The 24165-nt window shown below is 69.4% G+C and carries 26 protein-coding genes and 1 pseudogene; 24 read left to right on the top strand and 3 right to left on the bottom strand.

Annotated elements, in window-relative coordinates; genetic code table 11:
• The coding region (locus tag BRW65_RS27035) for a malate:quinone oxidoreductase (protein WP_139273247.1) at positions 1–870 on the bottom strand (870 nt) is incomplete at its 3' end.
• Between the two features lie 122 nt (positions 871–992).
• Here BRW65_RS27035 and BRW65_RS27030 point away from each other — a divergent pair.
• Together BRW65_RS27030 and mtr are read left to right on the top strand one after the other, a co-directional pair.
• Complete coding sequence (locus BRW65_RS27030; protein WP_073879959.1) at positions 993–2003, top strand: alpha/beta hydrolase; 1011 nt, start codon at positions 993–995, stop codon at positions 2001–2003.
• Positions 2004–2007: 4 nt separating this feature from the next.
• A complete protein-coding gene (gene mtr, locus BRW65_RS27025) occupies positions 2008–3387 on the top strand; it encodes a mycothione reductase (RefSeq protein ID WP_073879957.1) in 1380 nt (459 codons plus the stop codon).
• 15 nt (positions 3388–3402) lie between these two features.
• Here the strand turns inward: mtr and BRW65_RS27020 are convergent, their stop codons facing one another.
• Positions 3403–3894 carry a Fur family transcriptional regulator gene (locus tag BRW65_RS27020; protein WP_073879955.1) on the bottom strand — a complete coding sequence of 164 codons (492 nt, stop codon included), beginning with the start codon at positions 3892–3894 and terminating at the stop codon, positions 3403–3405.
• A 152-nt stretch (positions 3895–4046) separates the two neighbouring features.
• Between BRW65_RS27020 and BRW65_RS27015 the strand changes: the two genes are divergently transcribed.
• From BRW65_RS27015 to BRW65_RS26915, 22 genes and pseudogenes are all read left to right on the top strand, one after another.
• Entirely contained in the window at positions 4047–5165 is a 1119-nt protein-coding gene (locus BRW65_RS27015) for a HoxN/HupN/NixA family nickel/cobalt transporter (RefSeq protein WP_073879953.1), read from the top strand.
• Positions 5166–5238: 73 nt separating this feature from the next.
• The gene (locus BRW65_RS27010) at positions 5239–5574 is read left to right on the top strand and encodes a hydrogenase maturation nickel metallochaperone HypA (protein WP_073879951.1); all 336 of its coding nucleotides are present in this window, start codon (positions 5239–5241) and stop codon (positions 5572–5574) included.
• A gap of 50 nt (positions 5575–5624) precedes the next feature.
• Positions 5625–5895: pseudogene (locus tag BRW65_RS27005) on the top strand (hydrogenase nickel incorporation protein HypB); the annotation flags it as partial.
• Positions 5896–6124: 229 nt separating this feature from the next.
• Complete coding sequence (locus tag BRW65_RS27000; protein WP_073879948.1) at positions 6125–7180, top strand: hydrogenase expression protein HypE; 1056 nt, start codon at positions 6125–6127, stop codon at positions 7178–7180.
• A gap of 72 nt (positions 7181–7252) precedes the next feature.
• A complete protein-coding gene (locus tag BRW65_RS26995) occupies positions 7253–9052 on the top strand; it encodes a nickel-dependent hydrogenase large subunit (protein ID WP_073879946.1) in 1800 nt (599 codons plus the stop codon).
• Entirely contained in the window at positions 9053–9961 is a 909-nt protein-coding gene (locus BRW65_RS26990) for a NifU family protein (protein ID WP_073879945.1), read from the top strand.
• Complete coding sequence (locus BRW65_RS26985; RefSeq protein ID WP_073879944.1) at positions 9958–10596, top strand: DUF5947 family protein; 639 nt, start codon at positions 9958–9960, stop codon at positions 10594–10596. The genes BRW65_RS26990 and BRW65_RS26985 overlap by 4 nt, the downstream gene beginning before the upstream one ends.
• Complete coding sequence (locus tag BRW65_RS26980) at positions 10593–11237, top strand: DUF6084 family protein (RefSeq protein WP_073879943.1); 645 nt, start codon at positions 10593–10595, stop codon at positions 11235–11237. The genes BRW65_RS26985 and BRW65_RS26980 overlap by 4 nt, the downstream gene beginning before the upstream one ends.
• On the top strand, positions 11234–12559 hold the full coding sequence (locus BRW65_RS26975) for a hypothetical protein (protein WP_073879942.1): 1326 nt from the start codon (positions 11234–11236) through the stop codon (positions 12557–12559). Before BRW65_RS26980 ends, BRW65_RS26975 begins: the two co-directional genes overlap by 4 nt.
• 12 nt (positions 12560–12571) lie before the next feature.
• Entirely contained in the window at positions 12572–12691 is a 120-nt protein-coding gene (locus BRW65_RS33000) for a DUF6893 family small protein (protein WP_419866291.1), read from the top strand.
• A 13-nt stretch (positions 12692–12704) separates the two neighbouring features.
• A complete protein-coding gene (locus BRW65_RS26970; RefSeq protein ID WP_073879940.1) occupies positions 12705–13202 on the top strand; it encodes a hydrogenase maturation protease in 498 nt (165 codons plus the stop codon).
• A 3-nt stretch (positions 13203–13205) separates the two neighbouring features.
• The gene (locus BRW65_RS26965) at positions 13206–13472 is read left to right on the top strand and encodes a HypC/HybG/HupF family hydrogenase formation chaperone (protein ID WP_073879938.1); all 267 of its coding nucleotides are present in this window, start codon (positions 13206–13208) and stop codon (positions 13470–13472) included.
• Position 13473: 1 nt separating this feature from the next.
• A complete protein-coding gene (hypF, locus tag BRW65_RS26960; protein ID WP_073879936.1) occupies positions 13474–15807 on the top strand; it encodes a carbamoyltransferase HypF in 2334 nt (777 codons plus the stop codon).
• Positions 15808–15810: 3 nt separating this feature from the next.
• Positions 15811–16527 carry a HypC/HybG/HupF family hydrogenase formation chaperone gene (locus BRW65_RS26955; RefSeq protein ID WP_073879934.1) on the top strand — a complete coding sequence of 239 codons (717 nt, stop codon included), beginning with the start codon at positions 15811–15813 and terminating at the stop codon, positions 16525–16527.
• The gene (locus tag BRW65_RS26950) at positions 16524–17201 is read left to right on the top strand and encodes a D-sedoheptulose-7-phosphate isomerase (protein WP_073879932.1); all 678 of its coding nucleotides are present in this window, start codon (positions 16524–16526) and stop codon (positions 17199–17201) included. The genes BRW65_RS26955 and BRW65_RS26950 overlap by 4 nt, the downstream gene beginning before the upstream one ends.
• On the top strand, positions 17198–18310 hold the full coding sequence (gene hypE, locus BRW65_RS26945) for a hydrogenase expression/formation protein HypE (protein WP_073879930.1): 1113 nt from the start codon (positions 17198–17200) through the stop codon (positions 18308–18310). Before BRW65_RS26950 ends, hypE begins: the two co-directional genes overlap by 4 nt.
• Before the next feature lie 38 nt (positions 18311–18348).
• On the top strand, positions 18349–18621 hold the full coding sequence (locus tag BRW65_RS26940) for a HypC/HybG/HupF family hydrogenase formation chaperone (protein WP_073879973.1): 273 nt from the start codon (positions 18349–18351) through the stop codon (positions 18619–18621).
• 12 nt (positions 18622–18633) lie between these two features.
• Positions 18634–19764 carry a hydrogenase formation protein HypD gene (hypD, locus tag BRW65_RS26935; protein ID WP_073879928.1) on the top strand — a complete coding sequence of 377 codons (1131 nt, stop codon included), beginning with the start codon at positions 18634–18636 and terminating at the stop codon, positions 19762–19764.
• A complete protein-coding gene (locus BRW65_RS26930) occupies positions 19761–20498 on the top strand; it encodes a DUF6390 family protein (RefSeq protein WP_279627701.1) in 738 nt (245 codons plus the stop codon). Before hypD ends, BRW65_RS26930 begins: the two co-directional genes overlap by 4 nt.
• 77 nt (positions 20499–20575) lie before the next feature.
• Positions 20576–21715 (top strand): alkaline phosphatase family protein, encoded by a 1140-nt coding sequence (locus BRW65_RS26925; RefSeq protein WP_073879969.1) that lies wholly within the window; start codon positions 20576–20578, stop codon positions 21713–21715.
• A 149-nt stretch (positions 21716–21864) separates the two neighbouring features.
• Positions 21865–22314 carry a hypothetical protein gene (locus tag BRW65_RS26920; protein WP_073879926.1) on the top strand — a complete coding sequence of 150 codons (450 nt, stop codon included), beginning with the start codon at positions 21865–21867 and terminating at the stop codon, positions 22312–22314.
• A 134-nt stretch (positions 22315–22448) separates the two neighbouring features.
• A complete protein-coding gene (locus BRW65_RS26915) occupies positions 22449–23339 on the top strand; it encodes a PPE family protein (protein WP_073879925.1) in 891 nt (296 codons plus the stop codon).
• On the opposite strand, the gene BRW65_RS26910 is transcribed toward BRW65_RS26915, so the two are convergent.
• Complete coding sequence (locus BRW65_RS26910) at positions 23336–24100, bottom strand: gamma-glutamyl-gamma-aminobutyrate hydrolase family protein (RefSeq protein ID WP_244168226.1); 765 nt, start codon at positions 24098–24100, stop codon at positions 23336–23338. The genes BRW65_RS26915 and BRW65_RS26910 overlap by 4 nt on opposite strands.
• Positions 24101–24165 lie beyond the last annotated feature (65 nt).

The raw sequence follows: 24165 nt of genomic DNA, 5'->3' as shown, positions 1-24165 counted from the left end.
CCCGTACACCTTGGCCCGGTGGGCGGCGGTGAGCGCCGGGTTGTCGGTTCGCAGGAACCGGCCGCCGATCGGGAATCCGGCGAAGCCCCTGACCTCCTTGATGCCGGACTTCTGCAGCAACGGCAGCGCGTCACCGCCGGCGCCGACGAAGACGAAATTGGCGTTCAGCCGGTGCTTTTCGCCGGTGCGGCGATTGCGGAGCAGCAGCGTCCAGCTGCCGTCCGATTGCCGGGTCAGATCGCGGACCTCGTGGCCGAACAACGCGCTCGCCCCACCCTGCACGCAATAGCCGATGAGCTGGCGCGCCAGCGCGCCGAAGTCGACGTCCGTGCCGTGGGGGGCCCAGTTGAGCGCGGTCGGCTCGGAGAAGTCCCGCTTGGCGGCCATCAACGGCAGCCGTCGGGCGAACTCGTCCGCGTCGTCGACGAATTCGGTGCCGGCGAACAGTGGGTTGGCGGCCAACGCGCGTTGCCGGCGGCGCAAGAACTCGACGCGCTGCGCCCCGCGCACGAAGCTCACGTGCGGGATCGGGTTGCAGAAGCCGGTATCGGCCAGGATCCCGTTCTGGACGCCATAGGCCCAGAATTGCCGGGTCACCTGGAACTGCTCGTTGATCCGCACCGCTTTGGTGATGTCGATCGAGCCGTCGGGAGTCTGCGGGGTGTAGTTGAGCTCGCACAGCGCCGAATGCCCGGTGCCAGCGTTGTTCCAGGGGCTGCTGCTCTCCGCCGCGACGGCGTCCAGCCGTTCGACGATGGTCATCGACCAATCCGGCTGCAGCCGGCGGAGCAATGCACCCAGCGTCGCGCTCATGATGCCCGCGCCCACCAGCACGACGTCCGTCCGTGCGGTTCGGGCTAGCGACGACACCTGCTCCTGGTCCTTCCCTCGACTGCGCCGGTCCCCAGGCTATCCCGAGTGGAACCGGGCGCGAGCGGCGTGCGCCTCCCCGCGACCAGCAAAACCTCTAAGCTGGCTTCGTGAGTGGCGGGGTGACTGGCTGGGTGCCCGATGTCCTGCCCGGTTATTGGCAGCGCACCATCCCCCTCGGCCTCGACCCGGTCGGCGAGGGCGAGATCGTCGCGACGCTGACCCGGCGCGGCGAGCCCACCGACCCCGCGGGGACCGGCCACGCGGTGCTGGCCGTGCACGGCTACACCGACTATTTCTTCAACACCGCGCTGGCCGATCACTTCGCCGACCGGGGCTTCGCCTTCTACGCGCTGGACCTCCAGAAATGCGGTCGTTCGCACCGCGACGGTCAGACGCCGCACTTCATCACCAACCTCGCCGACTACGACGCCGAGCTGGAGCTCGCGCTGGCGGCCATTCGCGACCAGGACCGGCCCGCCAAGGTCCTGGTCTACGGCCATTCCTCCGGCGGGCTCATCGTGTCGTTGTGGCTGGACCGGCTTCGCCGGCGCGACGCCGCGGCGCACGCCGGCATCGGGGGTTTGGTGCTCAACAGCCCGTTCCTGGACCTGCACGGCCCGGCCGTCCTGCGCCATTCGGTGACCGCGGCGCTGATCGCGGGCCTGTCCAGGGTGCGGTCCAAGGGCGTGGTCCGGTCGCCCACCGCCGGCGGCTACGGCACCACGCTGCACCGCGACTACCACGGCGAGTTCGACTACGACCTGCAATGGAAACCGGTGGGCGGCTTCCCCATCACGCTCGGCTGGCTGCACGCCATCCGACGTGGCCACGCCCGGCTACACCGCGGGCTCGACGTCGGGGTGCCCAACCTGATCCTGCGCTCGGATCACACCGTGCGAGAAACCAGCGACGCGGCGTCAATGCAGCGCGGCGACGCGGTTCTCGACGTCACCCAGATCGCCCGGCGGGCCGGCTGCATCGGGAACCACAGCACCATCGTTCCGATCGACGATGCCAAACACGACGTGTTCCTGTCGCTGCCGCAGCCGCGGCAGGCGGCCTATCGCCAGCTCGACCGCTGGCTGGACCACTACCTCAACGCCGACCGCACGTCTTCGAAGCAGGGGTGACGGGGTGGAGACGTACGACATCGCGATCATCGGAAGCGGCTCGGGCAACAGCCTTCTCGACGATCGCTTCATCGGCAAGCGGGTGGCGCTGTGCGAGCACGGCACGTTCGGCGGCACCTGCCTCAACGTCGGCTGCATCCCGACCAAGATGTTCGTCTATGCCGCCGAAGTCGCCACGACGATCCGGGACGCGGCCCGCTACGGGGTCGACGCGCACATCGACCGAGTGCGCTGGGACGACATCGTCTCGCGCGTCTTCGGGCGCATCGATCCGATCTCGATGAGCGGGGAAGATTACCGCCGCGCATCGCCCAACGTCGACTTGTACAGCCAGCACGTGCGATTCGGCCCGGTTCAGCCCGACGGGCGTTACCTGCTGCACACCGGCGCCGGTGACGATTTCACCGCCGATCAGGTGGTGATCGCGGCGGGCTCGCGGCCGGTGATCCCACCCGCGATCCTCGACTGCGGCGTCGCCTATCACACCAGCGACACGATCATGCGGATCCCGGAGTTGCCCGAGCACCTCGCGATCATCGGAAGTGGCTACGTGGGAGCCGAATTCGCCCACATCTTCTCCGCCCTCGGCGTGCGCGTCACGCTGGTTTGCAGAGGCGCCACCATGCTGCGGTATTCCGACGACACCATCTGCAAACGCTTTACCCGCATCGCCGCGGCCAAATGGGAACTGCGCACTCACCGCAACGTCGTGGGCGGCAGCAACGACGGCTCGGGCGTCGCGCTGCGACTCGACGACGGGTCGACCCTGCGAGCGGACCTGCTGCTGGTCGCGACGGGCAGGATCTCCAACGCCGACCTGCTGGACGCCGAACAGGCCGGGGTCGACGTGGAGGATGGCCGGGTGGTGGTGGATCAATACCAACGCACCTCCGCCCGTCGGGTTTTCGCCCTCGGCGACGTCTCCTCGCCGTACCAGCTCAAACACGTCGCCAACCACGAGGCCCGCGTCGTGCGGCACAACATCCTCTGCAACTGGGACGACACCGATGCGATGGTCACCACCGATCACCGCTACGTGCCGTCGGCGGTGTTCACCGACCCCCAGGTGGCGGCCGTCGGTTTGACCGAAAACCAAGCCATGGCAAAGGGATTCGACATCTCGGTCGCGATACACAACTACAGCGGCGTCGCCTACGGTTGGGCGATGGAGGACACCACCGGGATAGTCAAGCTGATCGCCGATCGGAGCACCGGGCGGCTGCTGGGCGCGCACATCATGGGGCCCCAGGCGTCATCGATCATCCAGCCGCTGATCCAGGCGATGAGCTTCGGGCTCACCGCCGCGGAGATGGCCCGGGGGCAGTACTGGATTCACCCGGCGCTGCCGGAAGTGGTCGAGAACGCGCTGCTGGACCTGTGCTAGACGGGGAGGCGACCATCAGCGCCCGGAACGCTTGAGCGCCCGCTTGCCGTCTTGGCACTGGGGGCACAACCCGTGCAGCGTCAGGCCCGCGGCCTCCGAGAGCGCGAAGGAGCTGCCCGCCATCGCGTGCTCTAGCGCCGAGCTGAGCTGCCGGGCGGGCACCTCGATGATCGAGCCGCACTCGGTACACACGGCGTGGTGGTGCGGCGCGGTGGCCATCCCGTAGGTGGTGACACCGCCGTCGAGGGTGAGCGCGTGCAGCATCCCCTGCCCGACCAGAGTGGTCACCGTGCGATAGATGGTCGCCACGTCGGGGGCGTGGGCGCCGTGCGGCAACGCCGCCCGCACCCGCTTGTGGATTTCCGCGACCGGCAGGTGCCCGTCGATGGGCTCGAGCACCGCCAGCACCTCGATCCGCGAGGACATCCGCCGCAGGCCCCGGGCGCGCAACAGATCACCGATCCGGGCGGCGACGGAGGGGTCCAGAGACGACGGCTTGGACGTCACCCGCCCAGTGTCGCGCCGCTCCGCGGGGCGCGCCAGTCTTCGGCCGAATTCGCCGCCCGCATCGGGTGGCGCGGTTCCTGCGACCGACTTGCATCTAGTCGGCGGCCGCACATACAGTCGTGCCGGTTGTTCCCTCATGCCGAAGGACCAGAGTGGCCGGTACCGAGCTCGATTGGCGGCCATCATGGACGACCAAGCTGCGCAGCGCGTTGACCGCGGCGGAGTGGTGGCGCCTCGCCTCGATGCTGGCGGTCATCGTCGCGCTCCATCTGATCGGCTGGCTCACCCTGGTGGCCCTGGTCGCCCCCGCGCAACTGAGCCTCGGCGGCAAGGCATTTGGTGTGGGCATCGGGCTGACCGCCTACACCCTGGGCATGCGGCACGCGTTCGACGCCGACCACATCGCCGCCATCGACAACACCACCCGCAAGCTGATGAATGACGGGCAGCGCCCGCTCGCGGTCGGATTCTTCTTCTCGCTCGGCCATTCCACGGTGGTCTTCGCGCTGGCGGTCCTGTTGGCGTCCGGGGTCAAGACGGTCGTCGGGCCGGTCCGGGACGACTCCTCGGCGCTGCACCACTACACGGGGCTGATCGGCACCGGCGTCTCGGGCGTGTTCCTCTATGCGATCGCCCTGGTCAATATCGTCGTGCTGGTGGGCATTCTGCGGCTGTTCGCCAGGCTGCGCCGCGGCGACTACGACCACGAAACCGACGGCGCCGAACTGGAACGGCAGCTCGACAACCGGGGCCTCATGAACCGATTCCTCGGCCGCTTCACCAAATCGATCGCCAAGTCGTGGCACTCCTACCCCGTCGGGGTGCTGTTCGGACTCGGCTTCGACACGGCGACCGAAATCGCGCTCCTGGTCCTGGCCGGCACCAGCGCCGCCGCCGGACTGCCGTGGTACGCCATCCTGTGCCTGCCCGTGCTGTTCACCGCAGGCATGTGCCTGCTCGACACCATCGACGGCTCGTTCATGAACTTCGCCTACGGCTGGGCCTTTTCCAACCCGTTCCGCAAGATCTACTACAACATCACCATCACCGCCCTGTCGGTCGTCGTCGCGCTGCTGATCGGCAGCGTCGAACTCCTCACGCTTTTTGCCGAGCAATTCGGCTGGCGAGGCCCGTTCTGGAACTGGATCGGCGGGTTGGACCTCAACACCGTCGGCTATTTCGTCGTGGGCGCGTTCGTCATCACCTGGGCGGTGGCCGTGCTGGTCTGGCGCTACGGCCGGCTGGAACGGAAGTGGACCTCCTCGCCCTGAGACCGCTGCGCGCGCTGGGCGTTCGGGTGTAGAACAGTGCACATGAACCTGCGGCGGACGCCGGTGACCGGCGGTGCATGAGCTGTCGCTGTGCGAAGCGATCGCCGATGTGGCCAAGACCCACGCCGACGGCCGGCACGTCGACGTGGTGCGCGTGCGGATCGGGGCGCTGCGCCAGGTCGTGCCCGAATCGCTCTCGTTCTGCTGGACGCTGGTGCGCGACGCCGAGAACATGCCGGAGGCCGAGCTGGAGCTCGAGTGCGTCACCGCCGAGGTGAGCTGCCGCGCCTGCGGCCGGCGATCGGAGATCACCTCGGCCTGGTCGATCTGGTGCCCGCAGTGCGACAGTTCCGACGTCGAGGTGCTGCACGGCAACGAATTCTTGGTGACGTCGCTGGACGTCTCATGAAAAACGCCTCGTGCGAACGGATTTAGCGGCGAATGCCACCTCGACGCGCCGGCGAGCACGCCAAGGCCAGGGTGTACTCGGTGACCGAGGGCGAGGACAAGCCGCTGAAGTATCCGGTGATGTGCCGTTCCGTGAATGTGGTGCTGCGCAACAAGATTGACTTTGGTTCCGCACCTCGACGTGGACGTCGATGAATACATCGCTCACGTGCGCAAGGTCAACGCGACGGCAAGGATCCTGCCGCTGAGTGCGCGCACCGTAGCCGGGATGGCCGCATGGTTCGGCTGGCTGCGCCGATTCGCCGCGGAGCCGCCGGCCTGACCGGCCGTTCTGCAAGCGATTTGCATGATGCCGGAGACCGCCGGCCGGGCCGCCATCGCGCTCGCGGCCGAGCGAAAAACTATGCAACGGTTGTCTAACTAGTTGGTGCTTCAGAACCGTTGACACGCTCGGCGGGGAGGAGTAGACCCAAAAATTAGCGCTGCGCAAGTGGGCCGACGGTCGACTCCGGCGGCGCAGGGGTCTCAGCCCGGCCCCGGAAAGCTGCAGCATGCCAACAGAAGCAGCAGTCAAAGCGGAAGAAACGTTGATCCATGTTCTGTGGATTAATGCGGGGCTCAGTTGTGACGGCGATTCGGTGGCGTTGACTGCCGCCACCCAGCCCTCAGTCGAGGAGATCGCCCTGGGCGCGCTACCGGGGCTTCCGAAGGTCGCCGTGCACTGGCCCCTAATCGATTTCGAGTGCGGACCCAATGGCGGGGCGGACGACTTCCTGTCGTGGTTCTTCAAGGCCGACCGCGGTGAGCTGGAACCCTTCGTGCTCGTCGTGGAGGGATCCATTCCCAACGAGAAGCTCAAGGACGAGGGCTACTGGTGCGGATTCGGCAACAACCCGGCCACCAACCAGCCGATGACCACCAGCGAGTGGCTCGACCGACTGGCGCCCAAGGCCACCGCGATCGTCGCGGTCGGGACCTGCGCGACCTACGGTGGCATCCACGCCATGGCCGGCAATCCGACGGGCGCGATGGGGGTGCCCGACTACCTCGGGTGGGACTGGAAGAGCAAGGCCGGCATTCCTATCGTGTGCGTGCCCGGATGCCCGATCCACCCCGACAACCTGTCCGAGACGCTGACCTACTTGCTCTACATGGCGACCGGTCAAGCGCCGATGATCCCGCTCGACGACGCGCTGCGCCCCAAGTGGTTGTTCGGCAACACCGTCCACGAGGGTTGTGACCGAGCCGGATACTACGAGCAGGGCGACTTCGCCACCGAATACGGATCGCCGAAATGCATTGTGAAACTGGGCTGTTGGGGTCCGGTCGTCAAGTGCAACGTGCCCAAGCGCGGATGGATCAACGGTGTCGGCGGCTGCCCCAACGTGGGTGGCATCTGCATCGGATGCACCATGCCGGGCTTCCCCGACAAGTTCATGCCCTTCATGGACGAACCGCCGGGCGGCAAGTTGTCGAGCACCGCGTCGGGACTGTACGGCACCGTGATTCGCAACTTGAGGGGTATCACGGGTCGCACCGTCGACAAGGAGCCGCGCTGGCGCCACAACGGCGATCAACTAACCACCGGGGCGCGCCGCACCTGGTAGGCCACCTCGGCTACCGGGTCGGCGCGTTTCGTTCTCACCACAGGAGCCCTCGGGGCGGAGAGCGGTACTGCAATGGCAACCATCACCCCTGAACCCATGCACGCCAAGCGGGAACCCAGCCAACTGGTCGACATGGCCTGGGATCCCATCACCAGAATCGTCGGCAGCTTGGGTATCTACACCAAGATCGACTTCGAGAACCGACAGGTCGTCGAGTGCCACAGCACCTCGTCGATCTTCCGCGGCTACTCGATCTTCATGAAGGGCAAGGATCCGCGCGACGCGCACTTCATCACCAGCCGGATCTGCGGCATCTGCGGCGACAACCACGCCACCTGCTCGTGCTACGCGCAGAACATGGCCTACGGGGTCAAGCCGCCGCACCTCGGCGAGTGGATCGTCAACCTCGGCGAGGCCGCGGAATACATGTTCGACCACAACATCTTCCAGGAGAACCTGGTCGGGGTCGACTTCTGCGAGAAGATGGTCTCCGAGACCAACCCGAGCGTGCTCGCCCTGGCGGAGAAGACCCAGGCGCCGCAGGCCGGCGCGCACGGATACCGGACGATCGCCGACATCATGCGGTCGCTCAACCCGTTCACCGGCGAGTTCTACCGCGAGGCCCTGGCGGTCAGCCGCTGGACGCGAGAGATGTTCTGCCTCATGGAGGGTCGTCACGTCCACCCGTCCACGCTGTACCCCGGCGGGGTCGGCACCGTCGCGACCATCCAGCTGATGACCGACTACATGACGCGGCTGATGCGCTATGTGGAGTTCATGAAGAAGGTCGTGCCCATGCACGACGACCTGTTCGACTTCTTCTACGAAGCGCTGCCCGGTTACGAGAACGTCGGGCTGCGCCGCACCCTGCTCGGCTGCTGGGGCTCCTTCCAGGACCCCGAGGTGTGCAACTTCGCGTACCAGGACATGGAGCGCTGGGGGAACGCGATGTTCGTGACCCCGGGCGTGGTGGTCGACGGCAAGCTGGTCACCCACTCGCTGGTCGACATCAACCTCGGCATCCGGATCCTTTTGGGCAGTTCGTATTACGACGACTGGACCGACCAGGAGATGTTCGTCAAGACCGATCCGCTGGGGAACGCGGTCGACCGGCGGCACCCCTGGAACCAGCACACCAACCCGCACCCCCAGAAGCGGGACTTAGACGGCGGCAAATACAGCTGGGTCATGTCGCCGCGCTGGTTCGACGGCAAGGACCACCTGGCGCTGGACACCGGCGGCGGCCCGCTGGCCCGGTTGTGGGCTACCGCGCTGGCCGGCCTGGTCGACATCGGCTATGTCAAGGCGACCGGGAACAGCGTCAAGATCAACCTGCCCAAGACCGCGCTGAAGGGTCCGGTGGAGTTCGAGTGGAAGATACCGCAGTACGGCAGCAACACGATCGAGCGTGACCGGGCCCGCACCTACTTCCAGGCCTACGCGGCGGCGTGCGCGCTGCATTTCACCGAGAAGGCGTTGGAGGAGATCCGCGCCGGGCGCACCAAGACGTGGGAGCGCTTCGAGGTGCCCGACGAGGCCATCGGGTGCGGGTTCACCGAGGCGGTCCGCGGTGTGCTCAGCCACCACTTGGTGATCCGGGATGGCAAGATCGCCAACTACCACCCGTACCCGCCCACCCCGTGGAACGCCAACCCGCGCGACAGCTACGGCACGCCGGGCCCGTACGAGGACGCGGTGCAAGGCCAGCCGATCTTCGAGGAGAACGGCCGGGAGAATTTCAAGGGCATCGACGTGATGCGCACGGTGCGCAGCTTCGATCCGTGTCTGCCCTGCGGTGTGCACATGTATCTGGGTAAGGGCAAGACCCTCGACAGACTGCACACACCGACACAGTCGCCCGCCGGGGAGTGAGTGAAGGTGGATCGCCCGGACACCCTTGACGAAAGCGAGGCGCGGTGGCGCACAGCGGGCGATCGGATCCAGACCCTCCTGGATGCCTGCGCGGCCAGTGGGCCGGCCGCACAGGAGCGTGCGACTGAGCTGGTCCGCGAAGTGGTCGGGCTCTACGGGGCTGGGCTGCAACGGATCATGCAGTGCCTGCTGCAGGCGGGCGGCCCGGCCACAGCCGAGCGGCTGGCCACCGACGACCTGGTGGCCAGCCTGCTCCTTGTGCACGGCCTGCACCCGCACGACGTTCACCGCCGGGTGTCCGACGCGCTGGACCGGGTGCGGCCGTACCTCGGCTCGCACGGCGGGGACGTCGACCTCATCGAAGTCGACGGCGACACCGTGCGGTTGGCGTTCACGGGCAGCTGCAAGAGCTGTCCGTCGTCGGCGGTGACGCTGGAGTTGGCCGTCGAGGACGCGGTGCGCGCCGCGGCGCCCGAGGTCTCGTCGATCGAGGTGGTGACGGCCGAGCCCGGTACCCCAGGCGTCATCCCGGCCGAATCGCTGCTGGCGCGCGTGCATTCCAACGGGTCCGGCAGCTGGCATCCCGCGCCCGAGCTGGCCGAGCTGGCGCCCGGCGAGGTGGCGGGTTACCGGGTCGGCGCGACCACCGTGCTGGCGTGCCGGGTCGGCGACCAGACGTTCGCATATCGGGACCACTGCCCGGCCTGCGACGCCAGCCTCGCCGGCGCGAAATTGCATGGGGCGCAACTACGTTGCCCCCGCTGCCAGACGGACTTCGACGCCGTGCACGCGGGTGCCGGCGTCAACGGCGCGCACCTGGACCCGCTTCCGCTGTTGACGCGTGACGGCGTGCTGTCGGTGGCGCTGCCGCCCCGTGAACCGGTGCACGTGATGGGCGCCCCGGCATGACCACCCCGTACGACGTCCTGACCCGCATCCGCAGCAACCGGGCGGCCCCCGAACCGGCCGGCGAGCGGTGCGAGATGTGCTCGGAATCGATCGCCGATTCTCACCAGCATGTGGTGAACGTGGCCGACCGGCAGCTCATGTGCGTGTGCCGGGCCTGCTATCTGCTGTTCACCGACGCCCAGGCCGAACTGCGCTACCGCGCCGTGCCCGACCGGTATCTGTCCTTCCCCGAGTTCGCGCTGGACCGCCGCGCGTGGGAGGCGCTGCAGATTCCCGTGGGGGTGGCCTTCTTCTTCACCAACTCCGCACTCGGGCGCACCGTCGCCTTCTACCCGGGCCCGGCCGGGGCGTGCGAATCCGAACTCGCGCTGGATGTTTGGGACACGCTCAGCGGCGCCGACGCGCGGGTGGGTCTGCTGGCCGACGACGTGGAGGCGCTGTTGGTCCGGGTCCCCGAAACCGGCCCGCCGCAGACCTATCTGGTCCCCATCGACGCCTGCTACGAATTCGTCGGGCGCCTGCGCATGCTGTGGCGTGGCTTCGACGGGGGACAGGAGGCCCGCGCGTTCATCGACGGCTTCTTCTCCCACCTCCAGGCCCGCGCGGTGGAATCGCCCTGTGGAACGCCGCCATGATGGACATCGACTTCACGGTCCTCGACGTGGCGCCCGAACCGTACACCGTCAGCCCGGTCCTGACTGCATGCGTCGCGGTGACCACCGGAGCCGCCGACGACCCTGTGCACGCGATCGCCCTGCGCTGCCAGGTCCGCATCGAACCGCTGCGGCGGTCCTACTCCGACGACGAGGCCGCGGGGCTGACCGATTTGTTCGGCCCGCGCGAACGCTGGGCGAGCACCCAGCGCACCTTCCTGTGGCAGCACTGCACCGCGATGGTGCCGGGCTTCACCGGCACCACGACGGCGGCGCTGCCCCTCGACTGCACCTACGACTTCGAGGTCGCCGCCGCCAAGTATCTGCACGCGTTGCGCGAAGGCGCGCTGCCGCTCCAGTTCCTGTTCAGCGGAACCGTTTTCGTCAAATCCGAGCGCGGCTTCTCCGTCCAGCAGGTGCCGTGGGACTGCGAATACCGCTACGACATGCCGGTCACCGTGTGGCGGCAACTGATGGCCCAGCACTATCCGAACGCCGGTTGGCTGCGGCTGAGTCACGAAACCATCAGCGCGCTGGCCGCCTACAAGTCGGCGCACGGGCTGCTCGATCTCGACCACGCGATCGCCGCACTGTTGGAGGCGGACCGGGAGACGGCGCGGTGACCGAGGATCGGGACCGGGCCCGCGCTGTCGCCGACGCGGTCCTCTACGAGGGTTACCTGCTCTACCCCTACCGGGGGACGTCGACCAAAAATCAATCCCGCTGGCAATTCGGCGTTCTGGGACCACCCGGTGCGGCCGACGCGGGCCTGGGCGAGGACGACAGCCTGGCGGCGCAGTTCCTGGTCGACGGGGCCAGGGAGCTGAACCTGGCGGTGCGGTTCCTGCAGCTTCAACACCGAAGGGCCGAGCGGGAAGTCGCCCAGAACGAATACGAGCCCGTCGACGAGCTGACCACCCCGGGTGGTTCGTGGCTCACCTGGGACGAGGCGGTCGAGTGCGAAATGTCCTTCGGCCCTGTCTCCTTGGACGGGCCAACCTGGACGCTGTCGGTGACGGCGGACGCGGGCACGGACGTCGAGGCGATCGACGGTGGGCGCCTGGTGCGCGAACGACTTGAGGTGCGTGGCGTGTTGACGGTCGCCGGCGAGGCGGACGGCGACCTGTGCCGGGTGTCCGTGCGGGTCCGCAACGTCGGTGCCGGCGCGGTGGACAAGAACGACGCGATCGCACGGTCGATGATCGGCACGCACCTGATCGCCGAAGTCGGGCGCGGGCAGTTCGTTTCGCTGCTCGAGCCGCCGCCGGCCGCGGCCGACGCGGTGTCCCGGTGCGCCCAGCACCGCTGCTTCCCGGTGCTGGCCGGCCCGCCCGGCACGCACGACTCGCTGCTGATCTCGCCGATCATCCTCTACGACCACCCCGAGGTCGCCGAACAGAGCGACACGGCGCTGTACGACTGCACGGAGATCGACGAAATCCTCACCCTGCGCGTGATGACCATGACGGACGAGGAGAAGGCGCAGGCCCGCGCCACCGATCCGCGCGCGGCGCGGATCATCGACCAGTGCGACGCCATGTCCCCCGAGGCCATGGCGCGCCTGCACGGCGTGCTGCGCGATCCCCACGCGAGCCCGGGGCTGGTCCCGGAGATCCCGGAGGGGATCGATTGGTGGGACCCGCTGGCCGACAACGCGGTTCGTCCGGAAATCGACGCGGTGCTGGTGAACGGCGTCCGGGTGGCGCGCGGCAGCCAGGTCCGGTTGCGGCCGAGGCGAAACGCCGACGCGCAGGACATCTTCGTCGCCGGCAAGACGGCACGCGTCACCTCCGTGCACGAAGACGTCGAGGGCAACAAGCACGTCGGCGTCGTCGTCGAGGATGACCCGGCGGCCGACCTGCACGACTGGTACGGCCGATACCTGTACTTCTCCCCCGACGAAATCGAGCCTCTGGAGGCTCAACGCAGCCCGGCAAACTCGTGAAAGGAGTTCGAGATGGAGATCCTGGGTTGGATATTCGTCGCGATCATCGCATTGGTGCTCGCGGTCGGATTGGTGCTGGGGGTGGTATCCCTGCCCGATGCCCGCCGCTACCTCAAGCTCAGGCGGATGTGACCGGCCCCGGGGAATGACAGCGCGCATCCTGGTAGCCGGCATCGGCAACATCTTCCTGGGCGACGACGGATTCGGATCCGAAGTGATCCGCACCGCCGAGATCTCCCGGGACGATCCGAGTGTCCGTGTCACCGACTACGGCATCAGCGGCATGCACCTGGCCTACGACCTGCTCGACGACTGGGACACGCTGGTCCTGGTCGACGCCGTGCCCAGCCGCGGCAGCCCCGGCACGTTGCACGTCTTCCAGGCCGACCATGAAGCCAGCTCGGCCACAATCGGTTTCGACGGCCACAGCATGGATCCGGCCGCGGTCTTCGCGAGCCTGCGGGCGCTGGGCGGCAATCCGCCCTACACGGTCGTCGTCGGGTGCGAGGCGGGCAGCGTCGAGGAGGGCATCGGGCTCACCGAACCCGTGGCCAGGGCGGTTCCCCGCGCCGCGCGCGCCGTCGAGGAGATCGTCGCGGCACTGCAGTCACGCCCGGTGGCAGCCAGCCGAGAGGATCTCTGAGCCATGTGTTTAGGGATCCCCGGCCAAGTGATCCGGATGCTGGACGGCTACGAGGGCCAGCTGGCGCTGGTCGACGTGACCGGCGAACAGCGCAGGGTCAACGTCGGCATGCTGCCGGAAGAGACGTTCGCCCCCGGCGACTGGATCATCATCCACATGGGCTTCGCCGTCGAAAAGACGGACCGCGAGGGCGCCGAGCAGGCGATGGCCGGCCTCGAGTTGATGGGCAGGGGCCGCACGGATCCGTTCGACCTCCGGGAGGGCGGCTGAGATGACCCCGTCCCCCCTGCTGCTGCGGCACGACGACATTCGGCAGCGCTTCACCGTGACCGGTGTCGTGCAGGGGGTTGGCTTCCGGCCTTTCGTCCACCGCATCGCGACCGACCTCGGCCTGTCCGGTTTCGTCGGCAACGATTCCGGCGCCGTCTTTCTCGAGGTGCAGGGCGAGCGGGCACGCCTGGCCGAATTCGGCCGGCGCCTGCGCGCCGACGCGCCGCCGCTGGCCCGAATCACCGACGTGACGGTCAGCGAACTCGCCGCCGATGCCGGCCGCGGACGCGAATTCCGGATCGTGGCCAGCCGCGCCGCGCCCGGCGGGACGACGCCGATTCCGCCCGACATCGCGATTTGCGACGACTGCGTCGCCGAGCTGTTCGACCCGCGCGACCGGCGCTACCGCCACCCGTTCGTCACCTGCACCAACTGTGGGCCGCGATTCACCATCATCCGCGAGTTGCCCTACGACCGCCCGGCCACCACCATGGCGGGATTCACCATGTGTGAGCGCTGCGCCGCCGAATATCACGACCCGGCCGATCGCCGGTTCCACGCGCAGCCCATCGCCTGCCCCGATTGCGGCCCGTCGCTGTGGTTTTCGTCGGCGGCCGGCCGCACCGACGGGGCGGACGCCGCGCTGGCGGCCACCCAGCGCGCGCTGGCCGCGGGCGCCCTGGTGGCCATCAAGGGCGTCGGCGGCTACCACCTCGCCTGCAGCGTCGGCGACGGGGCGGCGGTCGCCGCGCTGCGTGCGCGAAAGGCCCGCGGCGGCAAACCTTTTGCCATGCTGGTCCGCGACCTCGACATCGCGCGCAGATACGCCTACGTCGACGAGGCCGAGGCGGCGGCGCTGCTCGGGCCCGCCCGCCCGATCGCGCTGCTCAAGCGCCGGGCGGACGCCCCGGTCGCCGACGCCGTCGCGCCCGGCAGTCCACTGCTCGGCCTCATGCTGCCCTACTCCCCCCTCCATCACCTGCTCCTGGCGCCCGTGCCGGGCGCCGCCGCGCCGGTACCCGACGCCCTCGTGCTCACCAGCGCCAACCGCTCCGACGAACCCATCTGCTTCACCGATGACGATGCCGCCCGGCGCCTTCCGGCGCTCTGCGATGCGACGCTGGACCACGACCGCCCGATTCACGTCCCCTGCGACGACTCGGTGGTCCGCGTGGTAGACGGTCGCGAACTGCCGATCCGCCGCTCCCGTGGCTATGCGCCGCTGCCGGTCGACCTGAACATCTCGGGGCCACCGGTGCTGGCCGTGGGCGGGGAACTGAAGAACACGTTCTGCCTCACCGACGGCCCGCGGGCGTACCTGTCCGGCCACATCGGCGACATGGGCACCTGGGAGACGCTACGGGCGTTCGAGCGGGCGGTGAGCCAGCTCAGCGAAATCCGTGGCGAGCCCGCGCGGTTGGCCGCGGATCTGCATCCCGGATACCACACCCGGAGCTGGGCGGAGCGCCGCGCCGACGCCCGGCCGCTGCACCTCGTTCAGCACCACCACGCGCACGTGGTGTCGCTGCTGGCCGAGCACGGCCGCCTCGGCGAACCCGTCATCGGCGTCTCCTTCGACGGCACCGGTTACGGATGCGACCAGACCATCTGGGGCGGCGAAATTCTCCAACTGGGCACCGACAGCCACCGATTCGTCCGGGCGGGCCACCTGTTGGCGGTGCCGCTGCCCGGCGGCGACGCCGCGGTGCGCAACCCGTGGCGGATGGCGCTGTCCCAGTTGTGGTCCGCCGGCATCGGCTGGACCCCGGCCCTGGCGCCGGTCGCCGCCGCGCCGCCGGACGAATTGCGGCTCACGCGTTCGCAATTGGAGACCGGGACCGGTTGCGTGCCCTGCTCGAGCGTGGGCCGCCTGTTCGACGCCGTCGCCTCCCTGCTCGGTGTGCGGCACCGCATCGACTACGAAGGCCAGGCGGCGATCGAGCTGGAGGCGCTGGCGGAAGCCGCGGGCGGGCAGGCCGGGCCGTCGCTGCCGCTGCCGGTGCGCGCCGACGGCGTGATCGACCCCGCCCCCATGGTGCGGACGCTGGTGTCGGCGCTGCACGCCGGCGCGCGGCCCGCGCCGCTGGCCGCGGCGTTCCACCGGGCCGTCGCGGACGCCGTCGCCACGGTGGTCGATCAGGTGGCCGGCGCCACCCGGCTGGTCGGTCTCACCGGCGGGGTGTTCCAGAACGTGCTGTTGCTCAAGGCATGTCGAGAGCGGCTGCAGCTGGCCGGGTTCGAGGTGCTGACCCACCACACCGTTCCGCCGAACGACGGCGGGCTCGCCCTGGGTCAGGCCGCGATCGCCATGCTGACCGCACGGGAGGAGGGCTGAGCCATGACCACCACGGCCATCGACCGCGGGCTGGGCGCCGAACTGGCCGAAGACCTCGCCGCCACCGCCTTCACACTCGCCAAGCGCTTCGCCGCGGGCGCCACCATGTGGTCCATCGCACCGTCGTGGGAACCGCACGCGCTGCACATCGCGGTCGAATTCGTCCACCCGGTCATCATGGGCAAACGGGCGCTGCCCGCGGTGGCGCTGACCGGACCCGACCTGGTGGACCTGGTGCGGGTCTCCGTGCGCCCCGGCGACATCGTCGTCGCCGTTTCCGGTGCCGAGGAGGCACCGGTCCGCTCGGTGATGCGGCGCGCCCCCGCATGGGGCGCCACCACGATCTGGATCGGCAGCGGCGAACGACCCACGGCGGGCATGGCCGACCACGTGCTGTGGCTCGACGACCCCGATCCACGCGTGCCCGCGACCGGTGGTTTCGTGCTGTTCTACCACCTGCTGTGGGAACTGACCCACGTGTGTTTCGAGCATCCCGGTCTGCTCAAACCCGAAGGCCCCGAGTCGGTTTGCGTGACCTGCGGCGACGAGGGACGCCCCGGCGAGGCGGTGACGGCGTCGGCCGACGGGCACGCCGTCGTGCGCACCGCGCGGGGCGTCGAGACCGTGGTGACCACGCTGATCGAACCGGTCGCCGCCGGGGACCTGATGCTGGTGCACGCCGGCATGGCGATCGGCAGACTGGACGAGGAGGACCGATGAGCCGCGACGCCGACGAGCCCACCAACTTCCTGTACCCCTTCATCGACGCCCAGGAAGACGATCCCGCCGCGCTGCTGGCCGACCTGGCCGCGTCGGCGCAGGCCAAGGCGGCCGAGAGCCTGGCGCTGCGGCGCTCGACGCTGGAAGCCAATGCCGCTCTGCTCGGTCAGGCCGCCGCCGAACTGGCGCGCCGCTTCGCGGCGGGCGGGCGCATGTTCACCTTCGGAAACGGCGGCAGCTGCACCGATTCCGCCACGCTGGCAAGGCTGTTCGCCCGGCCACCGGCCGGCAAGCCGTTACCCGCGTGGCCGCTGACCACCGACCAGGCGATCCTGACCGCACTGGGCAACGACGTCGGATTCGAGTTGGTGTTCGCCCGTCAGTTGATCGCCCGTGCGGCCGCCGGTGACATCGCGATCGCGATGTCCACCAGCGGCGGCTCGCCCAACCTGCTCGCCGCGCTGGCCGAGGCGCGTCAACGCGGCCTCTACACCGTCGGGTTCGCCGGCTACGACGGCGGCGCGTTCGCGAACAACCCGAACGTGGACGCCTGCTTCGTCGTTCGTTCGCAAAGCGTGCACCGGATCCAGGAATCACAGGCGCTGCTCGGCTACCAGCTGTGGCTGAGCGTGCATCGACATCTGCGCGGCGAGCAAGGTTTGGGGGCGGCATGAACAAACCGGCGGGCGAATACCTTTCGTCGGGGCCGCGGTTCGCCGAGGGCGAGGTGATCGAGCGGATCGGGTCGTTCCGCAGGCGCCGCCCGCGCTTGCTCGACGACCACGTGACGCTGGCGCACGGCGCCGGCGGCAAGGCCTCCGCGGCGCTGGTGGACGCCGTGTTCATGGAGGCGTTCCGCAACCCCCTGCTGGAGTCGCTCGGAGACAGCGCGATCCTGACGCTGCCTGGCGGCGAGCGCCTGGCCATGTCCACGGACTCGTTCGTGGTGAAGCCCAGACGCTTTCCCGGCGGCTCGCTCGGCGCGCTCGCCGTGCACGGCACCTGCAACGACCTCGCGATGGCCGGCGCCGTGCCGTCGTGGATCTCGGCGGCGTTCGTGCTCGAAGAGGGCTTCCCCATCGGCGAATTGAAGGAGATCGTCGCCGACATGGCGGCGGCGGCCGCCACTGCGGGCGTGCGTATCGTCACCGGCGACACGAAGGTGGTGCCCAGGGGCGCCGCGGACGGCGTGTTCGTCACCACCGCCGGAGCCGGTGTCATTCCGGCGGGACGCGCGCTGTCTTCGGCGGCGGTGCGGCCCGGCGACAAGCTGCTGCTGTCGGGGTCGATGGGCGACCACGGCATGGCGGTCATGCTGGCGCGCGGCGATCTGGCCATCGAGGCCGACATCGCGTCCGACACCGCTTCGGTCAGCCCGCTGGTGGAGCTGTTGCTGGCTGCCGCGCCGTCGACCCGGTGGATGCGCGACGCGACGCGAGGCGGGGTGGGCACCGTCTGCAACGAACTGGCCCAGGCCTGCGGTCTGGGGGTGCTGCTCGAAGAGGAGCGACTTCCCGTGCGGCCCATGGTCAACGGCGCGTGCGAGCTGCTCGGCATCGACCCGCTCTACGTCGCCAACGAGGGCAAGTTCGTCGCGGTCGTCGCGCCGGAGGAGGCCGACGCCGGGCTGGCCGCGCTGCGGGCGCACCCCCTGGGCGCCGACGCGGCCGAGGTCGGGGAAATCGTCGCCGAGCCGGCCGAAAGCGTGGTGCTGCGCACCGGGTTCGGCGGGACGCGGATCGTCGACATGCTCGTCGGGGATCCGCTGCCGCGAATCTGTTAGGCGTGGCGGGTGGCGACAAGAAAGGAAGGGAGGCGCGCATGTGTCTTGGAATTCCGGGCCGGATCGTCGAGATCACTGATCCCGCAAACTATTTGGCGAAGGTCGACGTCAGCGGCGTGCAGCGCACCATCAGCGTGCGGCTGCTTCAGGACGACATGCCCGAGCCCGACGACTGGGTCCTTGTCCACGTCGGGTTCGCGATGGCCAAGATCGACGAGACGGAGGCGCTGCTCACCCTGGCCGCCGTTCAGAAACTCGGGGACGCCTACGACACCGAGATCCAGGCCTTCGACTCGTCGTCGATCGTCTGACCAGGAGGGGCCATGAAATTCGTTGACGAGTTCCGTGATCCGGCCGCGGCGCGAAAGCTGCTGGGCGCCATCGGGCGTTTGGCCGGCACCGACGGTGAGCAGTTCAAGTTCATGGAGGTGTGCGGCGGGCACACGCACACCATCTACCGGCATGGCATCGAACACCTGCTGCCCGAGAACGTCGAACTGGTGCACGGCCCCGGGTGCCCGGTATGCGTGATCCCGATGGGCCGCATCGACGACGCGATGTGGCTGGCCGGCCAGCCCGACGTGATCTTCACTTGCTTCGGCGACATGATGCGCGTGCCCGGCTCGAACGGCAGCCTGTTGGACGCCAAGGCGCGCGGCGCCGACGTACGATTCGTCTACTCGCCGCTGGACGCGCTGAAGATCGCGCTCGACAATCCCGACAAGCATGTGGTGTTCTTCGCCATCGGGTTCGAGACCACCGCGCCGTCGACGGCCGTGACCCTGGTGCGGGCGCGAGACCTGGCGCTGACCAATTTCAGCGTGTTCTGCAACCACGTGATGATCGTTCCGCCGATCAAGGCCATCCTGGAGTCGCCGGACCTGCGGCTGTCGGGGTTCATCGGCCCGGGACACGTCTCGACGGTGGTGGGCAACCGCCCCTACCGGTTCGTGCCCGAGGTGTACCGAAAGCCGTTGGTGGTGGCCGGCTTTGAGCCGCTGGACATCCTGGCGGCGGTCGCGATGCTGTTGACTCAAATCCGCGAGGGCCGCTGCGAGGTGGAGAACCAGTACACGCGCGTGGTGCCCGAACACGGCAACCCGGCCGCTCTGGCGTTGATGGGCAAGGTTTTTGCATTACGTCCCCACTTCGAATGGCGCGGGCTGGGCTTCATCTCCCAGAGCGCGCTGCGGCTGCACGACGACTTCGCGGGATTCGACGCCGAGTTGCGATTCTCGATGCCCGGCGTGCGGGTCGCAGACCCCAAGGCGTGCCAGTGCGGCGAGGTGCTCAAGGGCGTGCTGAAGCCTTGGGAATGCAAGGTTTTCGGGACCGCGTGCACCCCGGAGACCCCGATCGGCACCTGCATGGTGTCCCCCGAGGGGGCGTGCGCGGCCTACTACAACTTCGGCCGGTTGCACCGTGACGCCGTCAAGCTCGTCGGCCGAGCGTGACACCCGACAGCCGCGGCGTGGAGATGTTCGCCCGCTACGCCCACGCGCCCAACGCGCTGGGCTATTGCGGGCCCCCGCTGGGCGCCACCCTGCGCGACGGTTCGCAGGACGAGGTGCGCCGGGCGGCGACCAAGTTCTCCGGGGCCTGGCCGTACCTGCGGGTGCTGTCGGCGCTGACCGGGATCGCCGACCCGCTGGACTATCGACTGGTCGAGTCGTACTGGCTGGGCGGCGGCGTCGGGGCCGACCTTGACCCGCAAAGGTTCTTCGACGCGTTGCTCGCGATCATCGGCCCGCAGGCGGGCCGCTACTGGTCACACCTGACGCCGGACCTCGCCCGGGAGGCCGCCGCCAATCACAGTTTCCATGTGTTCGGCGTGTACCCGTGGACGCGGTTTTTGGGCCGGGGTATGGACGAGCATCCCCTCAAGGTGCTCGACAACTGCCGCATCACCTGGGGGACCGTGCTCACCCGCGACCACGACCGGATCGAGGTGCGGTGCCGGCACCTGGTGCTCGACGGTCAGGCGCTGGCGCTGTCCGAACCATCGACCCGGTCGTTCGACGTCTGGACCGACGGCTACAGCGCCGTGCCCGACGTGGCCGCCGGCGACGAGGTCGCGTTGCACTGGGGGCGGCTGTGCGGCCGGCTCGGCGCGCAACAGGTAAGCGCCCTCGCCGACGCCACCGATCGCCAGCTGCGCGTGACGAGCGAGCGACTGGCGCATGTTTAGCGGTGATCGCGAGCGCGGCCCTGCCGGGCGAGGCGGGTCGCCGCCATTGGGGGTCGGCCCGTGCCAGACTGGCCCCCGTGCCTGGTTCCCTCTGCGATGTGTTGCCCGCCGCCGGGGCGCTGCTCGGCGCGCCGGGCGCCGTCGACAAGCTGGGCCTGACCGATTGGCTCGGCGCCGACCAGGTCGATCGCGTCGCGGTCGTGCTGGTCGACGGCCTGGGGTGGCACCTGCTCGGCGAGCTGGCCGGCAGCGCGCCGCTGCTGGCCGCCGTGGCGGCGGGCCAGGTAGGCCGCCTCACGGAGCTCACCTGCACCTTTCCGTCGACCACCCCGACCAGCCTGGTGTCGATGGGCACGGGGGCGCAGCCGGGCGAGCACGGGATCCTTGGGTTCACGCTCAACGTTCCCGGCTCGGACCGGGTGATCAACCACATCCTCTGGCGCGACGACCCACCGCACACCGAGTGGCAGCCGTTACCGACCTGGTTCGGGCGGCTCAACCAGGCCGGCGTCAGCGCGCGGGCCGTGTTGCCAGCCGCGTTCATGGGTAGCGGGCTGACCGACGCGGCGTACCGGGGCGCCGAATTCCGCCCGATCCAGCCGACGGACGACAACGCCCAGCGGGTCGCCGACGAGTTGCGGACGGGGCCGGGACTGGTCTACGGCTACACCGCGGCCCTGGACACCGCGGCCCACGCCTTCGGCGTCGGATCGCCCCAATGGCACGACGCCGCTGCCCAGGTCGACACGCTGCTGACCCGGCTGGTCGAGGCGCTGCCCCCGACCGCGGCGCTGCTGGTGACCGCCGACCACGGCGGTTTCAACGTTCCACCCGGCGCGCGGGTGGATCTCGACACCGATCCGCGGCTGGGTGCGGGGGTCCGCGTCGTCGCCGGCGAACCGCGGGTCCGTTACCTGCACACCGAACGGGGTGCGGCGGCGGATGTCCAGGCCGCCTGGAGCGAAGTACTCGACGGCCGGGCGCACATCTACAGCCGCGACCAGGCCGTGGCGACCGGGATGTTCGGGCGGGTCAGCCCGGCGCACCTGCCGCGTATCGGTGACGTCGTCGCCGTCTGCACCGGCGACGCCGCCGTGCTGGCCACGGGGCACGAACCGCCGGAATCGGCCCGCCTCATAGGTTTTCACGGCGCGGCGACACCCGCCGAGATGGCCATCCCGCTGATCGCTGTCAAATCCCCCGCCACCGACCGTTGATCGCTGCCGGCATCGGCGCCGGGGGCGTGGCCGGCATCACCCCGGGAGCGACATCGGTCGGGTGATCGTGAAACCCACACCGGACTTTGATCGTTTTCACAGCTCGCAGGCGTTGGCGCCCAAGCCTGGTGTTGTAAGTTCGGGCCACTGTGACAGTCGAAGGCGCCCTTGGAGATCGGCGATGGCGGTCAGCCATCGCGATCGTCGCGGCGCTGTGCGTGTTCTGCGCGGTGACCGCGGGCTGGGCGTCGCGCGGGACCGCCGTGGCCGGCGTCGGGCCGCCGCACCTTGCCGTGGCCCAGGGAGCCGCGCATCCCGGGGTCGATCCGGCGCGGGTGCATACCAGCGACATGGGCCTTGGCGCGCAACACTTTTCCTCCGGCTCCGCGCCGACGCATCACAGCACCACCAAGAACGCGTGGATGACGCGGGACCGGCCGCCTACGTGGGCGCGCTCGTCACCACCGTCGCTGGACTCGCCGTTACCGACTTCGTTCGCGGCCGCCGCGTTTCGGCTTCCCCGTCCCCCGTCGCGTGCGCCCGGGGCGGTGCCACTGCACCGGCATCTGTTGACGCAGCTCTGCGTCGCTCGTTGCTGACGGCTAGGCAACCCGCGGCAACCGCCGTCGCCGCACTGCCGCAATTGCAAGTCGGCCTGTAACCCCCGCGCCTACGTCCCAACAGAAGAGTCCACGTTCCGGGCTTAGCGCGCCGTCGTTAGGCAGAGATAGCTATGAATTTCACCACGCTCCCACCCGAGGTCATCTCCGGCCAACTCCATGACGGCCCCGGTTCGCGGTCGATGACCGAAGCCGCGGACGCCTGGGCCCGGCTGGCCACTCGGCTGCACACCGCGGTCGCGGATTACCGGGCGGTGACCTCGAAGCTGGTCGCCGACTGGCAGGGCCCCGCACCCGCGCCGCAAGGCACGGCGTCCTATGTCGAATGGCTCAGCGCCACGGCGATGCGGGCCGAGCAGGCGGCCGCCCAGGCCGCCGCGGCGGCGCGTGCGCACGAGACGGCGTTGGCGGCGACGGTGCCGCCGCCGACGATCGCCGCCAATCGCGTGCTGCTCAGGTCGCTGATCCTGGCGAATCCCCTGGGCCTGGCCGGTCCGGCGATCGCGGACACCGAGGCCGAGTACGAGCGGATGTGGGCCCGGGGCGCCGCGGCCATGTACGACTACGCCGAAGCCTCGGCGGACGCCGCGGACCTCACCGCGTTCAGCTTGCCGCCCGGCCGCGCGGCGCACGGCACGTGGGCGCTGGACTCGGCTCCGGAGGTCGTGGCCGCCGGTCGGCAGTTGATCTCCGCGGTCCCCGGCGCGCTGCGGGCGCTGTCCTCGTCTCCGCTGGCCACATTCGACGTCTCCCTCGCGTCGGCGACCTGCCAACTGTCGAAACTGAGCTCTCTGACGGCGCCGTCGGGTGTCGCGATCGCCCACCTGAATTCGCTCAACAAGGCGGCCGCCCTGCAATGCCTGCTGCCCAATCGGCGCGCGGCGCTCGACGCGGCGATCACCCTGGCCCGCGGGCGCGCGACGTCGGTCGGGGCGTTATCGGTACCCCGGGCCTGGGTGGCGGCCGCGGCGCCGCTGGCGGTCTGCCCGGGAACGGTCGCCTAGCCGCGCTCAGCTCGCGCGGTCGCGTAGGACCGCGCGGCGTCCACGATCGCGGCGAAAAGGCGCATGTCGTCCAGGGACTGTTCCGGATGCCATTGCACCGCAAGGACAAAGCTGTCACCGGGCAGCTCCAGCGCCTCGACCACGCCGTCGGAGTCCCGGGCGCTGACCACGAGGCCCTCGCCGACCTTGTCGATCGCCTGATGGTGGTAACACAGCGCGGCGGTGGACTCCCCCACCAGAGCGGCCAGCCGGCTGCCCGCAACCGTGCGCACCGGCAATTTCGTGAACACGCCGTTGCCCGCGCGATGGCCGTCGTGGCCGAGGACGTCGGGCAGGTGCTGGTGCAGCGTGCCGCCGAGCGCCACGTTGAGGACCTGCGCGCCGCGGCAGATGCCCAGCACCGGCAAGCCCCGGTCCAGCGCGCCGCGCAACAATGCGAACTCCCAGGCGTCGCGGTCGGCGCGCGGCCGGTCGGTGCTCGGATGCGGGCGCTGGCCATACCCGGCGGGGTCCAGGTCGTAGCCGCCGGTGATCACCAGGGCGTGCAGGCCGTCCAGGATCGAACCGACGGTCTGCGGTTCCGCCGGTTGGGGTGGCAGCAATACCGCGGCCCCGCCGGCCATGACGACGCCCTGGAAGTAATCGGCGGGCAGGTAGCCCGCGGGCATGTCCCAGATCCCGGTCCGGACCCGCTCCAGGTATGAGGTCAGGCCCACCACCGGGCGCCCTGGGGCGTTCACAACCGCGCGTCCTTTCCCGATTTCATGTCGAGCGACCGCTCAGCGCAGGCGCTCCGGGCTCCGTTCGACACGGTACCGCCCCGGGC

The organism is Mycobacterium paraffinicum (assembly GCF_001907675.1).
In the GTDB taxonomy this organism is placed as follows: domain Bacteria; phylum Actinomycetota; class Actinomycetes; order Mycobacteriales; family Mycobacteriaceae; genus Mycobacterium; species Mycobacterium paraffinicum_A.
Note: the sequence above shows the minus strand (reverse complement) of the source record. Positions and strands in the feature narration are given on the sequence as shown.